The sequence below is a fragment of the Paraburkholderia diazotrophica genome (assembly GCF_038900755.1).
Lineage (GTDB): Bacteria > Pseudomonadota > Gammaproteobacteria > Burkholderiales > Burkholderiaceae > Paraburkholderia > Paraburkholderia diazotrophica_A.
On the sequence record NZ_JBBPEN010000001.1, the window covers coordinates 382,163 to 397,483 of the forward strand.

A 15,321-nucleotide genomic window follows, 5' to 3' on the forward strand; every position below is an offset into this window, starting at 1 on the left:
ATGTCTTATTTGCAAATTTTTGTTCTTGTGGCTTCTCGATTCTTTCTGTCGGATGATGATTGAATTTTGCTACCTAGTCAGCGGCCTCCGTTTTATTTTCGAGATTAATTTTCTTTAATTGGCGACTCGCTAATTCATCGAAAGTTCATTCGTTATTTGCTTGATATCATGCTTCGGCGGTTTCACGGCAAGCGTATCGAAGCCCCGTATGCACCCGGTCTCTTGGCAGTTCGGGTAATGAAACGTGAGCAAATTGCAAAACATTGTTTATGCCGCGTGATTCCGTTTATCTCTAAATAAAAAACTCATCTATTTTCGTTGCCGGCTAACAACATACTGAATTAATCTCAATAAAAACCATGTCACATCTGTGAATAGAAAATCACGTCAAATCAATCCATTGCATTCACATCCGCCTTTTATTTCTATTTCAGAAATTCACCATTTCCGATTACGGCATAAGTCGATAGTTAGGGGCCCTTTCTATACTTGCGCTTCCCCAAACAGGGCAAGTGCAGTGGTCTTGCTTCGCACGGGACGTGGCACGCATAGCTTGTCCGTTTCTATTCAAGCCTCGTATTGCCCCTTGAACTGAAGGAAGCACACATGAAGAAGATTCTGATCGCGACGGCAGTTGCTGCATCGTTCGCCTCGGTCGCACACGCACAAAGCAGCGTCACGCTGTATGGCACGCTGGACGCGGGTTTGACGTATGCGAGCAATGTCGCTCACCTGAACAGCGCCGGCGACGTGGTAGGTAACGCTCGCTGGGCCTTGGGCAGTGGCAACGTCAACGAAAACCGCTTTGGTCTGCGCGGTGTCGAAGATCTGGGCGGCGGCCTGAAAGCCGTCTTCACCCTGGAGCAAGGATTCGATCTGAACGACGGTCGGAATGCCATTGGCGGCAAGATGTTTTCGCGCCAGGCATTCGTCGGTCTGTCGAGCCAGGCCGGCACGGTCACGGTGGGCCGTCAGTACGACGCCATGCAAGACTTCGTCGCGCCGTTGACAGCCACGGGCAGCTGGGGCGGTACGAACTTTGCGCATTTCGGCAACGAAGACCGTCTGAACAAGGACAGCAACGTCTCGTACAACAACACGATCAAGTTCACGAGCGCGAACTATGCGGGCTTCTCGTTCGGCGGTACGTATGGCTTCTCGAACAGCCCTCAATTCGCCAACAACCGCGAATACAGCTTCGGCGCTGGCTACGAGAACGCTGGCCTTCGCATCGGCGCTGGCTATGCGCAACAAAACAGCCCCTTCGGCAATTCGAGCGGTGTGATGACTGCCTCGAATCCGGATGCGACACCGCTTATTGAAGCTGCGCATCGTGACCGTCAATTCGGTGCAGGCGCAAGCTACGCTTTCGGCCCTGCTGTCGTAGGCCTGGCATGGACCCAAGCTCGCTTCGACAACTTCGCGGACGGCAGCGCTTCATCGCATATCAACAACTACGAAGTCAACGCCAGGTACAACCTGACGCCGGCACTGGGTCTGGGCGTCGCATACACGTATAGCAACGGCAGCGTCGACGACAGTCACTTCCACATCAATCAGATCGGCCTGCAAGGCGACTACGCATTGTCGAAGCGCACCGACATCTACGCACAAGGCGTTTACCAGTTGACGAGCACGGCACACGGCTATCTGCTCCCGGCCGAAATCGACAACGCAGGCGGCGCTTCCTCGTCGCGCCGCCAGGCTGTCGCATCGGTTGGCATGCGTCACCGCTTCTAATCGCACACGAAGCGCGGCAAGTCGATGCGTACGGCCGACCTGCCGTAAGCGCTCGGGCCGCAAGGCGACCGCAACGCCCTCATGTTCTCCGGAGCATCGGGGCGTTGCCTATTGGGCGTATCGAAACGCAAAGAAGAACAAACCAGAAGCACGAAGCGTCAAACCATCCGCTTCAGTTCCTTCTGCAGCCTGTCGAAGTTCTCTTCGTTCGCCTTGACGGCAAACGTCTTCACCTGCGCGCAGACAGCAGGCGTCTCGAAGAGCATGCGAAACGTGACGCGCGTCTGCCCGTCGCTGGCTGCATCGAAGGTTGCGGTGACGCGAAAATATGGGCCGGACGTGTGATCGAACACGATACGCTCGGGCGCGGCAATCTCGACGAATACGCTGTGATTCTTGTAGTCGACGCCATCCGGTCCGTGCATCACGAAGCGCCAGTTGCCGCCAGGACGCAGATCGAATTCGTGGAATGAGTTGGTGAAGCCCTTCGGCCCCCACCAGTGCGCGAGATGCGCCGGGTCCGTCCAGGCCCTGAATACGAGATCACGCGGAAAATCGAACACGCGCGTCGATACGATTTCCAGATCCGCGATCGGTGGAGCCAGGTCGCCATCCTCGGACATGAGACAGCCTCCTTCGAACACAATACGCCGCATCCGCCCAACATCGCGCGAATGAAATCAAGCATAACGCATTGTCGAAGCAGCGAATGCGCAAGCCGCATCACGCGCGCGCGGAAAAGCGCGGCGAATGCGAGGCGCCGAACGTTGGAACGCCTAATGTCCGATCAATAGACGAAAAATGGCCGCAAAGATCAGACGGCAACCGACTCCGCCGACGGCTCGATGGGAATCACCCGCCGCGTCGCGGGCGCGCCGCACTGCCGCAGCAGATCGCGCAGCTCGTTGATCACAGGAAAGACTTCGTGGTTCCAGTCGGCGCCTTGTGCGTCGTGCGCCTCCTGCTCGCGTTCGACGATCCAGCGGTCTTCCGCGAAGATGCGCTCGGTGAACCACACCAGCAGCGGCCAAGCGATGTCGAGCAGCGCGCCGATCTTCGGCCGCTTGATGGACAGCAGGCCGAACGTGCGATTCGTCCGCTGCTCGCGGTCGAGCGGCACGTAGCAGATCCACAGGTCCATCACGAGCGAGCCTTCGGACGTGCGAATCTGCAGCGTCTGATACGGATACTGCGTGCGGACCGTCATCACGTCGTTGCGCTCGATGCTCGAATCGGGACGGCTCTGTCCGAACACAAGTGCCTCGCCGATCGGCTGCTGGCCCGCTTCACGAGAAAACGTGTAATCGACCTCGACCCAGTTCTCGCCGCGCCGACGGCCGAGCGAACGCGCGCGCATCCTGCCCATCTGCTTGCGATGCAAAAACTGATGGTTCATGTCCATCAGGTTTTCGTGCATGAACGAGTAATGGCACGCGACTTCGCGCCCGAAGCGGCGCGTCTTGTAGGCCTTGTCGGAGACTGAGCCGAGCGGCGGCAGCGGCACCGTTTCAGCGAGTTGCGCATCGCCGGCAAACACGAAGATCAGCCCTTCCGATTCGCGGCACGGATACGCGCGCACGCCATTCGGCAGGCGTTCGCGGCCCAGGTACGGCACGTCGACGCATTTGCCCGTGCAGTCATACGTCCAGCCGTGGTAACAGCAGCGGATCGCCTCGCCGTCGACCACTCCGCCATGCAGCGGCACCTGTCGATGCGCGCACCGGTCCTCGAGCGCAAACACGTTGCCCGACTCCGTGCGCACGAGCACGATCGGCTCGCCGGCAAAGCGCACGCCAAGCGCCTTGCCGCGCTTCACTTCGCGCGACCATGCAAGCGGATACCAGTGATCGGGGTGGATATCGACGCGGCGCAGATCGCGCACGGCGGGTTTAGCGTTATCGACGGTATTGCTGTCCAACGGAGCGACGACATGCATGTATGAAGCCTCCTGGCACAACGGTCGACTGGTCGCCTGGACCCAGCCGGTTTGATTGTTGGAAAACCGATGTCGCCTTTCAGTCTACTAGAAGTCGCCGATGAGATTCATGAGGACTTACGGCAGGCACGCGCAATCGACCGCGCGTCGACGTCCTCAGCATGCGCTCCAACGACTGCGCCGTCGCGATGTCGCGGCGTTACGGTGTCGCCTTCAACGTCGTTCAGGTTCGTTCACGGTCGTTGCAGGTGCAACGCTGCGAAGCGCCTCGACGCATTACAGGATCGCTTCAACGCATTACAGTTCGGCTTGCGCGCGCAACAGCCGTTCAATGCCTGCGCCCCGTCGCGCCGACAAGACCCGAACGATGCTGTTTGCCCCACGACCGGCCGCCGCGCAGAAAATGCAGCCAGCCGAGCACCGCGCCCGTGTGCCGCAGCAGTTGGAACGTGAACGGCTCGGCGATAGCGGCCGCCACCGCCATCGGCAGACTCGAGCCTTTCGTCTGCCCCGTCCAGCGCCGGTACAGGTGGATGCTCCATACGTAGAACGCGAGATCGATGGCCGTCTTGAGGCCGATCACGCTGAAGATCGACACGACGATCAGCCCGTGTCCGCCGGCGATAAAGCCGAGCAACAGCGCGAACGCGGTCAGTCCGTAGACGGGCTGCATCGTGTCGAACGCCTTGATCGGCAGCATCAGGCGGCCGAGCGTGCCGTAACGCGCATTGCCCGTCATGTCGCGGTTCCAGTATTGCGTTTGCAGGAAGCCCGCAAACCATCGACGGCGCTGGCGCAGGAAAGCGCAGAGCGTCGCGGGCGCTTCCGTCTGCGCGTGCGCATCGCCGACCACGCGCACGTCCCAGCCCAGGCCGCGATCGACGGAATAGCGGCGCAACCGGTGGATCAGCTCGTAATCTTCGACGAGACATTGCGCGTCGAAGCCGCCGACGGCGACGAGCGCATCGCGCCGGAACGACGCAAACGCGCCCGACACCAGCAGCAGGCTGTCGGCGCGCATCCACGCGAAGCGCGCAATGAAGTTGCGCATGTACTCGTAGGTCTGAAACCACTGGAACACGCGTCCGCTCGGCGTGCGGTTGCACACGGGCACGAGAATGCCCGTCGCCGCCACCAGCTTGGGCGCTTGCGCGAACGCCGCGCGCATCGCGAGCGCGGCGTCGTCGGCGAGCAGGGTATCGGCGTCGACGGTCATCACGGTGTCCGTCGTCATCACGTCGATGGCCGCGTTGAGCGCGAGCGCCTTGCCGCCGTGCGGCACGCGCAGCCAGTACAGATTCGGATAGCGGCTGCTCGGCGCGCTCAATTCGCCGAGCGCCGGCTCGGCCAGACGGAAGCGGCCCGTGAGCAGATCGCGCGTGCCATCAGTAGAACCATCGTCGGCGATCACAATCTGCGACAGGCCATGTGTTTGCCTCAGCAGCGCGGCGAGTGTCACGGGCAGCACGGCCGCCTCGTTGTGCGCGGCGACGATCACGCCCATCGTCGGCAGATGCGCGGCGTCGGCGCAACGATGCGCGGGCAACGAGCGGCGGATCAGCGGCAACGTCTTCACGGTCACGAACGCGAGCAACAGCGTGTCGTAGACCACATACGCAATGCCCGTCGACCACGCGAGCGCGCCGTGCAGAAAGAACGCTCGCGCGAACAGCAGCAGCCACAGCGCGGTCACGCTGCCGTGAATCACGACGCTCTGCCAGCTCGCTTTGCGCTGATTGATGCGCGGCGATACCGCCTCCAATGCGTCGCGCAGCGACGGCTTCGAACGGCCACGACGCGTGCCGCAAGCGCCGTCGCAAGCGCCGCCGCGCGCGAGCGTGGCCTCTTCGATCACGTCGGCATCCATCACGGCACCATCCGCCTGAACACGGACTTGCGATCGAACAGCTCATGCTTCAGCGCGCCGCCGATATGCATCGCGAGCAACGCATACAGCGCGTAGCCGAGGTACGTATGCAGTGCGCCGAACCTGTCGTGCAACGGTTCCTTGACGGCGGGATCGAGATTCATGATGAGCCCGATGCGCGGAAACGGCACGACGCCGAACAGATGCATCGGGTGCGTGGCCGCGTCCTTCCACGCGGAGTCGTGCATCCATCCCGACAGCGGCAACGCGAACATCAGGAAATACAGTAAAAAGTGCGCGACGTGCGCGGCCATCCGCTCCCACGACGGAAACTCGCGCGGCAGCGGCGGCGGCCGGTGCGACGCGCGCCACAGCACGCGCAGCAGCGCGAGGCCGAGCACTGTGATGCCGATCGACTTGTGCGTATCGATGACGGGGCGCACCCAGTCGTCCGGCAGCGAATCGGCGGAAAGGCCGAGCACGACGTTTGCAATGATGAGAACGGCGATGAGCCAGTGCAGGATCATCGCCATGCGTGTGTAGCGCGCCGGCTGCAATGGCGCGTAAAGCGCGTCGGCGCCGTCGCGTGTGGCCGTGCGTGATGACGTGGATGTGTCCATGAATCGCTTTCGTTGGATGTCGGTAGGGGCGGCGAAAGCCGCATGCAAGAACGCAAGACGTCGTGCGGGACCGCGCTGCGTGCGCGCGCCGCTGCCGTCTCGTCAGCAGAACGCCCCACTATGCCTGTTTATTCCTTCGACGTGCGCGCCCGGCGCTTCTGTCACGCCCGCGTCGCATTTCCATTTGTTTCGCGCGTACCTCGATGGTTCAAGAGGCGAGGCGGTTCACGCAAACTGGTCGATGCCTTGCACCAGACGTTTGGCGAGGCGCGGCTCGCGCAGCTGATCGAGCCACCACTGCAGTGCGCGGCCTTCCTGGTCGCCGCGCCACGCGACATACAGCACGTTCGGCTCGCGCGGATCGGCAGTTTCTTTTTCGACGAGCTCGCCGCGCTTGAGCAGCGACGCCACGCGATGACGCGGCAGCCAGCCCGTCCCGAGCCCGTCGCGCTGCGCGAGAATTTTCGCGCGCATGCTGGGCACGGCGAGCGACATCTGTCCGCCGAGCAGCCCATATGCTCGCCCGCTCGCGCGTGACGAATCGGCCACGACGACAGCGCGCTGCTTCGCGATCCGGTCGCGCCGCAGCGGCTCCTTGATGCTCGCGAACGGATGACGCGGCGACACCGCGAACACCCATTCCACGACGCCCAGCTCGAACCAGCGCAAGCCGGCAATCGCGGGCGGCTCGTTGGTCGCGCCGACGATCAGGTCCGCGCGGCCGTCGCGCAGCGCCTCCCATGTGCCGCTCAGCTCTTCCGTCGTCACGCGCAACCTGACGCCCGATTGCAGCGCGTCGAACGCGCGGATGACGGGCATCAGCGTCTCGAACTCCATCAGCTCGTCGGTGACGATCCACAGCCGGTCCTCCCAGCCGCTCGCGATCTGCCGCACGCGCTGCGTCATCCGCGACACGTCCTGCATCAGCCGCGCGGCTTCTTCGGCGAGCAACTGGCCCGCGGGCGTGAGTTGCAGCCGGTAGCGCCGACGATCGAACAGCAAAGCGTCGAAGCGCGTTTCGAGCTGACGGGCCGCGTGAGACACCGTCGACGGCGCCTTGCCGAGCCGTGCCGCCGCGCGCGACAGACTGCCGCTTTCGCGGATCGCTTCGAGCAGCGCAAGCTCGTCGTCGGTCAACATGTTCGATCCCGTCGAATGAGTTCATCGGGAAAATCGTACGGCAAAACGCATGCGGGCGCCGAAAATCGTAGGATCGAGGGGCAAAGGGCGAAGCACGCGGTCGTCCCGTTTCCTGACATGCCCGACACGACCGATAGGCCGTCTGCAACCGTTGCAGGCATCGAACGCACAGGATGAAAGGAGCAGCGACATGGGACTGTTAGTCAACGGCCAATGGCAGGACAGGTGGTACGACACGTCGTCGACGGGCGGACGCTTCGTGCGCACGGACGCCGTGTTCCGCAACTGGGTCACGCCCGACGGCGAAGCGGGCCCGAGCGGCAGTGACGGCTTCGAGGCGGAAGCGGGCCGCTATCATCTGTACGTGAGCCTCGCGTGCCCGTGGGCGCATCGCACGCTGATCATGCGTGCGCTGAAGGGCCTCGAGGACATGATCAGCGTCTCGGTTGTGCACTGGCTGATGCTCGCCGACGGCTGGGCCTTCGACGACGGCCCCGGCGTCGTGCCCGACGCGATCAACCACGCGCCGTATCTGCGCGACGTCTATCTCGCCGCCGACCGCCATTACACGGGCCGCGTGACGGTGCCCATCCTGTGGGACAAGCATCAGCGGACGATCGTGAGCAACGAGTCGTCGGAGATCATCCGCATGCTGAATTCGGCGTTCGACGAGATCGGCGCAGAGCCAGGCGACTTCTATCCGCCGCCGCTGCGCGCCGAGATCGACGCGATCAACGCGCGCGTCTACGACACGGTCAATAACGGCGTATACAAGTCGGGCTTCGCGACCACGCAGCGCGCGTATGAAGACGCCGTCGTGCCGCTCTTCGACACGCTCGGCTGGCTCGAACAGAAACTGTCGACGCAGCGCTTTCTGACGGGCAACCGGCTGACGGAAGCCGACATCCGGCTGTTCCGACGCTGATCCGCTTCGATGCCGTGTACTTCGGGCATTTCAAGTGCAACTTGCGGCGCATTGCCGACTGACTATCCGAATCTGTCCGCGTACGTGCGCGACATCTATCAGCATCCGGGCGTCGCGGACACGGTGAACTTCGAGCACATCAAGCGGCATTACTACGAGAGCCATCGCTCCGTGAATCCGACGGGCATCGTGCCGCTCGGTCCCGTGCAGGATTTCGATGCGCCGCACGACCGCGCGCGGTTTGGGTGAACGGGTAGCTGGCGCATCGGGCCGCAAGCAAAAGCGCGATGTACGTTGCGCTAGACTGTCCGCAGGCGTGGCCGTCCGTCGGCCGCGCATCGGCCGCGTATCGGTCGCACCCGCACGGAGATGCCCATGCCACGCAAGACACGCACTGCTTCCCAGCTTCAGGACGAAGTGAGCCGGCGCATTCATCGCGCGCCGGAAGTCGTCGACGACGGCGTGAAGATCAGCGTGCCGCACCCGCAGTCGCAGGAACCCGATGCCAGCGGCTGCAACTGGACGATGAAGCACTTCGGCAATGCGATCGGCTTCGAGCGCATCGTCGACGATGCGCTGAAGGCGGTACAGAAGGAATACAACCTGTCGGACGGATCGAAGGACATCAACAGCCTGTTCGGCGATCCCCCTGACAACTGACGCGTTGCCTGTTGCCTTTCGGCTCAGGCCACGGCGGCGAACGCGTTCTCGATCTCTTGGGCGTCCGTCGGCCGCACGACGCGCGCCACTTCGGCGCCATCGCGCATGAAGACCAGCGTCGGCCAGAGCTTGACCTTGAACGAGCGCCCAAGCGCGCGGCCCGGTCCGTCTTCGATCTTCAGATGGCGCGTGCCCGGATGATGGCCAAACGCCTCAGCGATCACGGGCTGCGCGCCTTGGCAATAGCCGCACCAGTCGGTGCCGAATTCGACGACGGTCACGCCCGCGAGGGCGTCGACATCCGCGCGGCTTGGCGCGGTCTTCGAGTATTGGTTCGCGGTAGTCATAAGCCTCCATGCGCCGGACGATCCGGCGTGCAGCCTTGCATGGCGCAAAGGCCGCGCCACATGCGATGTTGCCCGTTATCGACCAGACGTGCTGACGGCGTTGACCAGACCGACGGCGTCAGCTCGCGCGCGAGCGCCGCGCGCGCACCGCTTGCGCGAGCGTCTGAAGCACCGGTTCGGTCTGTGTCCAGCCGATGCACGCATCGGTGATCGACACGCCGTGAGCAAGCCGCACGCCCGGCTTCAGATCCTGACGGCCGGCTTCGAGATGGCTCTCGATCATCACGCCGATGATCCGCTTTTCGCCGCCCGACAACTGGTTCGCGAGGTCCTGCGCGACTTCGATCTGGCGCTCGTGCGACTTGTTGGAATTCGCGTGCGAGCAGTCGACCATCACCTGTTCGCGCAAGCCGACCTTGCGCAACGCGACGCACGCTTCGTCGACACCCGCCGCGTCGTAGTTCGGCCCTTTTTTGCCGCCGCGCAGAATCACGTGCGCGTCGTCGTTGCCGCGCGTCTCGAAGATCGCGGCCATGCCCATCTTCGTCATGCCCATGAACGCGTGGCTCGCGCGCGCGGCGACGATCGCATCGGCGGCAATCTGCACGCCGCCGTCGGTGCCGTTCTTGAAGCCGATCGGGCACGACAGCCCCGACGCAAGCTGCCGATGGCTCTGGCTCTCCGTCGTGCGCGCGCCGATCGCGCCCCATGCGATCAGATCCGCGATGTACTGCGGGCTCAGCAGGTCGAGAAACTCGGTGCCCGTCGGCAGGCCGAGCCCGCTGATTTCGATCAGCAGTTCGCGCGCGCGGCGCAGCCCCTCGTTGATGCGAAAGCTGCCGTCCAGACGCGGATCGTTGATATAGCCCTTCCAGCCGACCGTCGTGCGCGGCTTCTCGAAGTAAACACGCATGACGATCAGTAGATCGTCGCGCAGCGCATCGGCGGCCGTTTTCAGCTTGTGCGCGTATTCCATCGCCTGATCGTGGTCGTGGATCGAGCACGGACCCACGACGACCACGAGTCGATCGTCGCGGCCATGCAGCACATCGGCGATTTCAACGCGACTCTGTTCGACGAGCGTCTGCACGCCGGGCGGGCACGGCAATTCGTCGAGCAGCAGCGCGGGCGAAATCAGCGGACGTACCGCGCCGATGCGGGTGTCGTCGATGCGCGTGATGTCCTGGGTGGAATCGGCGACGCCGGCTTCCTGGTCACGTGTGGGGTTGTCGATGCGGCTCACAATATTCTCCGGCTCTGCATTTTGGGGCGACGTCGATTATCGCACTCGCAGCGCCCCAGTCCGCGCGCGCCCGCACGGGACCGGCATGGAGATCACGCGCCGTTCATCAACTGGATCAGATAGGGCTTCCACACTTCAGGATGCGCGAGCGTCTGATGTCCGTATGATTGCGCCGTCTCAGGCATTTCGACGTAGCGTCCCTGCGGCACCTTGCCGATCAGCCGTTGCATCACGCCGAGATCGGTGGCGTTGATCAGGTCGTCGGCGAAATTGACGGCGAACAGACGCCCGCGAATCGCCGCGAGATTCGGCTCGGGATCGTAGTCCCACGACGATTCGAACCAGTACAGCACATCGTTCGGATCGTTTTTCGCGGCCTCTTCGACGAGCGATTCCGTCATGCGCGTCGACGCCGCGCGATCCGGCGCGGCCGCCTGCATGCGCGCCGCGTTGCCCGTGATCAGCGTGAAGACGGGCATCGCGCGCGCCCATTGCGTCGGCGGCGTCGTATAGTAGCCGTCCTGCCAGCCGGGATCGCTGCGTATCGCGCCGACGATCATCTGCCGCCATAACCAGTTGCGGCCCGCCATCGCGATCGGCTGGCTGGCGATCGGCATCAGCGCGTCGGCCATGCCCGGATAGCGCTCGCCCCACATCCACGTCTGCATGCCGCCCATCGACGTGCCGAGCACCAGCTTCAGATGCCGCACCTTCAACCCGTCGACGAGCAGCCGGTGATTCGCCTCGATCACATCGCCATAGCCGTAACGCGGAAACCTGGTGCGCAGCCCGTCGCTCGGCTTGGTCGAGCCGCCGCGCCCGAGACCATCGGGAATCACGATGAAATAGCGGCGCGTGTCCAGAGGCTCGTCGGCAGCGAACAGTTCCTTGCGCATCAGCGGCGTGAGATACGCCTTGCTCGTGCCCGTCGTGCCGTGCATCAGCAGCACGGCGTTCGTCACGTCGCCATGTGCGTCGCGCTGCGGCGTGCCGAGCGTCACGTAATGGATGCGCAGTTCGGGAAAGACCGTGCCGTCAGAGAAGCGGAAATCATGCTCGACGAAATCGGCGGCATGTTCGAATGAGTCCGCCGGGCTGGCGGCGGCATCGGCGGCATGGGCCGACGGCACTGTCTGCGCGAGTGCGAGCGTGGCCGACAGCGTGATGCGGGCGAGGATCGAACGAAACACAGTTGGTCTCCGTCAACGTGTACGCGATGGGTTCGGATCGTACACGATGACGGGCGCTTCGGGCCTCAGAGCGCGTCGTAACGCGCCTTGATCTGCTCGAACATCGTCCAGAACGACGCGGGCGCGGTGCCGTTGAGTCGCTCGCGCAGCACGTCGAGATGGCTGTGCCAGCCCGAGCCGACGTCGAGTTGCTCTGTGCGGCCGGACAGGTTGCGGTGCGTGAGCACGAGCTTCACCTGATCGCCCGCCTCCGATAATTCGAAAGTCACTTCGGAGAGATTGTCCTGGACGCTGCCCCACGTGAACGCGAGCACATGAGGCGGCTCGAAGCGCAGCAGCCGGTGATACGAATCGTGCCCGCCCGCGTACTGGCGATACGGTTCGGGCGGCAGTTCCGGCGTTGCGGCCAGCAGCGAGTGATCGAAGCGCATCACGAAGTCGCCGCCGGCCTGCGCCGGCATCGCGCCGGACGCAAGCCACTGGCCGCGCTTGTCGGACTCGGTCAGATACGCCCAGACGCGCTCGATCGGTCCGGGTAGCAGGCGTTCGAAGCGCACGACCTGCGTGCCATCGAAAGCGCCGAGTGGTTCGTTCAGATTCATCGCTTGTCCCCCTGTCGACAAGATGCTTACGGTGGATTGCGCAGAAGGTCTTCGAGCACGTCGAGCCTGGCGCTCCAGAAGCGTTCATAGAAACGCAGCCACGCATCGGCGGCGGCGAGCGGCGCCGGTTCGATCCGGCAGATATGCGAGCGCCCTTCCACGCGGCGCTGGACCAGCCCTGCGCCTTCCAGCACCTTCACATGCTTCGAGGCGGCCGCGAACGACATCGCGAACGGCGCAGCCAGTTCGCCGATATTGCGTTCGCCGGCGGCAAGCTGCGCGAGCATCGCGCGCCGGGTGGGATCGGACAGTGCATGAAACACGCTGTCGAGTGCGGACTCGTTCATGAGCCCGAGTATAGACGCGGCCTCGGCGTTATTCAACCATTTGGTTGAATAACATTTGCCGGGGTCAACGCGCGGATCGCCGCGCCCAGCTCGGCGACGAGCCTGTCGGCCTTGTCCGGATGCACGCCCGCATAGCCGAGCATGAAGCCGTTGTATTGCGCGGCGTCTTCGCCCTGATGGCAGTACGCGCTCAGCGGCGACACGGCGATGCCTTTCTCACGCAACGCGATGCTCACGTCGCGGTCCCGCAACGGCGCGTCGAGGCGCATCGTCAGATGCATGCCGCTGCCATCGGATGAGACCGTCACGAGATCGCGCATGTGCCGATGAATCGCGCTGACCATCGCCTCGCGCCGCTGCTGGTAGATGCGCCGCATCTTTCGCAGATGGCGCGCGTACTTGCCGCTTTCGATGAAGTCCGCGAGCGCGATCTGATCGGCGATGCGCCCCTGGCGCGACATCTCGCCGATCACGCTGCCGATTTCCGGTGCGAGATTGGCCGGCACGATCATGAAGCCGATGCGCAGCGCCGGGAACATCGTCTTGCTGAACGTGCCGAGATAGACGACGGGCGTCGCGGGCCGCAGACCTTGCACCGACGGCAGCGGCGGCCCGCTGTGGCGCAGTTCGCTGTCGTAGTCGTCCTCGATGATCCAGGCGCCGCGCTCGACGACGTTGTCGATGATCGACCAGCGCCGCTCCAGGCCCAGCACGCTGCCGAGCGGATATTGATGCGATGGCGTGATGTAGACGAGGCGCGGCGGCATGCGCTGCCAGTGCTCGTCGCTGGGCGCGATGCCGGCGGCGTCGACGGGAATCGGCACGACGTTCAGGCCCGCCGACTGAAACGCGATTCGCGCGCCGTGATAGCCGGGGTTTTCGAGCCACGCGATGTCGCCGGCATCGGCGAGCATGCGCGCGCACAGGTCGAGACTCGTGTGCGTGCCCGACGTGATGAACACCTGATCGGCCGTGCAGCGCACGCTGCGGGACACGCGCACATATTCGGCAACGGCGCGCCTGAGCGACGGATGCCCCGCGTAATAGCCGTAGCCGAGATCGCGTGCATCGACCGAGCGCCACGCGCGTTCCATCGATGCACGCCATTGCGCGACGGGAAACGCGTCCAGCGCGGGCACGCCCGCCTGAAACGGCGCATGCATGCCCGTCGCGCCGCCCGTGCCACGCGTGCTGCCGCGATCGGGCGGCATTGCGGCGACGCGCCGCGACAGCCGGCTGACGGGCGAAGCGTCGTGCGCCTCCGCCTTGGCACCGGGAAGCGCGACACAACTGACGATCGACCCGTGCCGGCTCGCGGCGATAAAGCCCTCTTCGGCAAGCCGTTCGTAGGCGTACAGCACGGAGTTGCGCGCGATGCCGAGCTGCTCGGCGAGCGCGCGCGTCGGCACGAGCTGGGTACCGTGGCGGATGTCGCCGTTCAGGATTGCGTGACGCAGGCTTTCGTACAGCAGCATCTGCTGCGTCAGCTTGCGCCCGGCCGCCTCGCTCGCGAAGCTCGACATCAACAGCCCGTAGTCCAATTGCGTGGCTCCAGATTTTGCGTTCGACGTGGAGCTAACAATGGTGCCACAGAAACCCTATGCTTCGAGGATACCTGCCGGTTACAAGGAGCGCCGCCCGTGACGCAAGCCGTGAAGATCCGCCCTGTCGTTCCCGCCGATTACGAAGCATGGCTGCCGTTGTGGGACGGCTATAACCGCTTCTATGGACGCTTCGACGAAACGGCGTTGCCTCGTGAAATCACGCAGCTCACGTGGGCGCGCTTTTTCGACGGACTCGAACCGATGCACGCAATGGTCGCCGAGCGCGACGATGGCACGCTGGTCGGCCTCGTGCATTACCTGTATCACCGCAGCACGTTGATGGCGGGACCGACGTGCTATCTGCACGACCTGTTTACGCTCGAATCGGAGCGCGGCAAAGGCGTGGCGCGCGCGCTGATCGAAGCCGTCTACGCCGCCGCGAAGGCCGCGCGCGCAGAGCGCGTGTACTGGCTCACGCACGAGACGAACCACACTGCGATGAAGCTCTATGACAAGGTCGCGGAACTGTCGGGCTTTGTTGTCTATCGCAAGCCGCTTTAGGCGAGATCGCTGACGAGCGACGCTCGCACTTCGTCGGGGACAGTCTGCACGTCCACCGGATAGTTCGGATGATCGCAACCGATGTGCAGGCCCGCGCCGTCGCGAAGGCGTGCCTTCATCGACGGCGTCAGCTCGAAGCGCACGAAATGCACGGCTGAAGTCTTTTCGTTGTTCTCGCGTTCGAGGTCTTCATCGGCGATTGCATAGACGGGCTCTTCGCCGTCCACCTTCATGAACACGCGATCTTCGATGCCGATCAGCCGGGCCAGCGCCGCGCGCCGCTCGACTTCGTTTTCATACTCGATCTGCATCGTCGCCTTGAAGTTGCTGCCGTTCGGCACGAGCGGCAGATACGCTTCGAGTTCGCCCTGAATGCCGTCCTCGTCGAAGATCTTCTCGATGTGCAGCATCTCCTGGATCTGATAGCGGATCGTCAGTTCGTCTTCGAACAGGAACGTCACGTGATTGCCCAGCCTGACAAGGCGAAGCTTCTTGTGCTCGATGATCTGGTCGCGCATCGTCCTGCGCGCCTTCGCATAGTTTTCGAGCGACAACAGGGAGTTCCTTGCGATGCTCATCGATATCCTCGCTGATTGAAG

Annotated in this window: 15 protein-coding genes and 1 pseudogene; 4 read left to right on the forward strand and 12 right to left on the reverse strand. The window is 63.5% G+C overall.

Annotation, left to right across the window (positions count from 1 at the left end):
* Window positions 1–606: 606 nt before the first annotated feature.
* Window positions 607–1,740, forward strand: coding sequence for a porin (locus AABE10_RS01850; protein ID WP_342931593.1), 1,134 nt, complete (start codon window positions 607–609; stop codon window positions 1,738–1,740).
* A 158-nt stretch (window positions 1,741–1,898) separates the two neighbouring features.
* Here the strand turns inward: AABE10_RS01850 and AABE10_RS01855 are convergent, their stop codons facing one another.
* The 5 genes from AABE10_RS01855 to AABE10_RS01875 all read right to left on the reverse strand — a co-directional run bounded on the left by AABE10_RS01855 (window position 1,899) and on the right by AABE10_RS01875 (window position 7,303).
* Window positions 1,899–2,363, reverse strand: a complete 465-nt coding sequence (locus AABE10_RS01855; RefSeq protein WP_342931594.1) for an SRPBCC family protein — start codon at window positions 2,361–2,363, stop codon at window positions 1,899–1,901.
* Window positions 2,364–2,554: 191 nt separating this feature from the next.
* Complete coding sequence (locus AABE10_RS01860; RefSeq protein WP_342931595.1) at window positions 2,555–3,676, reverse strand: aromatic ring-hydroxylating dioxygenase subunit alpha; 1,122 nt, start codon at window positions 3,674–3,676, stop codon at window positions 2,555–2,557.
* A gap of 328 nt (window positions 3,677–4,004) precedes the next feature.
* Entirely contained in the window at window positions 4,005–5,543 is a 1,539-nt protein-coding gene (locus AABE10_RS01865) for a glycosyltransferase (protein ID WP_342932232.1), read from the reverse strand.
* Window positions 5,543–6,163, reverse strand: a complete 621-nt coding sequence (locus tag AABE10_RS01870; protein WP_342931596.1) for a cytochrome b — start codon at window positions 6,161–6,163, stop codon at window positions 5,543–5,545. Before AABE10_RS01870 ends, AABE10_RS01865 begins: the two co-directional genes overlap by 1 nt.
* Before the next feature lie 225 nt (window positions 6,164–6,388).
* A complete protein-coding gene (locus tag AABE10_RS01875; RefSeq protein ID WP_342931597.1) occupies window positions 6,389–7,303 on the reverse strand; it encodes a LysR family transcriptional regulator in 915 nt (304 codons plus the stop codon).
* 190 nt (window positions 7,304–7,493) lie between these two features.
* Between AABE10_RS01875 and AABE10_RS01880 the strand changes: the two are divergent.
* A pseudogene (locus AABE10_RS01880) lies at window positions 7,494–8,477 on the forward strand (glutathione S-transferase family protein).
* Between the two features lie 126 nt (window positions 8,478–8,603).
* On the forward strand, window positions 8,604–8,888 hold the full coding sequence (locus tag AABE10_RS01885; RefSeq protein WP_342931598.1) for a hypothetical protein: 285 nt from the start codon (window positions 8,604–8,606) through the stop codon (window positions 8,886–8,888).
* A gap of 23 nt (window positions 8,889–8,911) precedes the next feature.
* Here AABE10_RS01885 and AABE10_RS01890 read toward each other — a convergent pair whose 3' ends face one another.
* The 6 genes from AABE10_RS01890 to AABE10_RS01915 form a co-directional block, all read right to left on the reverse strand.
* Window positions 8,912–9,235 carry a thioredoxin family protein gene (locus AABE10_RS01890; RefSeq protein ID WP_342931599.1) on the reverse strand — a complete coding sequence of 108 codons (324 nt, stop codon included), beginning with the start codon at window positions 9,233–9,235 and terminating at the stop codon, window positions 8,912–8,914.
* Between the two features lie 118 nt (window positions 9,236–9,353).
* Window positions 9,354–10,478, reverse strand: coding sequence for a 3-deoxy-7-phosphoheptulonate synthase (locus AABE10_RS01895; RefSeq protein WP_342931600.1), 1,125 nt, complete (start codon window positions 10,476–10,478; stop codon window positions 9,354–9,356).
* Between the two features lie 92 nt (window positions 10,479–10,570).
* Complete coding sequence (locus AABE10_RS01900; RefSeq protein ID WP_342931601.1) at window positions 10,571–11,668, reverse strand: alpha/beta fold hydrolase; 1,098 nt, start codon at window positions 11,666–11,668, stop codon at window positions 10,571–10,573.
* 65 nt (window positions 11,669–11,733) lie between these two features.
* Window positions 11,734–12,270, reverse strand: a complete 537-nt coding sequence (locus AABE10_RS01905; RefSeq protein WP_342931602.1) for an SRPBCC family protein — start codon at window positions 12,268–12,270, stop codon at window positions 11,734–11,736.
* A 26-nt stretch (window positions 12,271–12,296) separates the two neighbouring features.
* On the reverse strand, window positions 12,297–12,617 hold the full coding sequence (locus AABE10_RS01910; protein ID WP_342931603.1) for a metalloregulator ArsR/SmtB family transcription factor: 321 nt from the start codon (window positions 12,615–12,617) through the stop codon (window positions 12,297–12,299).
* A 32-nt stretch (window positions 12,618–12,649) separates the two neighbouring features.
* Window positions 12,650–14,158, reverse strand: a complete 1,509-nt coding sequence (locus tag AABE10_RS01915; protein WP_342931604.1) for a PLP-dependent aminotransferase family protein — start codon at window positions 14,156–14,158, stop codon at window positions 12,650–12,652.
* A gap of 99 nt (window positions 14,159–14,257) precedes the next feature.
* On the opposite strand from AABE10_RS01915, the gene AABE10_RS01920 reads away from it, so the two are divergent.
* A complete protein-coding gene (locus AABE10_RS01920) occupies window positions 14,258–14,722 on the forward strand; it encodes a GNAT family N-acetyltransferase (RefSeq protein WP_342931605.1) in 465 nt (154 codons plus the stop codon).
* Here AABE10_RS01920 and AABE10_RS01925 read toward each other — a convergent pair.
* Window positions 14,719–15,300: a DUF3501 family protein gene (locus AABE10_RS01925; protein WP_342931606.1), complete on the reverse strand. Its 582-nt coding sequence runs from the start codon at window positions 15,298–15,300 to the stop codon at window positions 14,719–14,721. The genes AABE10_RS01920 and AABE10_RS01925 overlap by 4 nt on opposite strands.
* Between the last annotated feature and the right edge of the window lie 21 nt (window positions 15,301–15,321).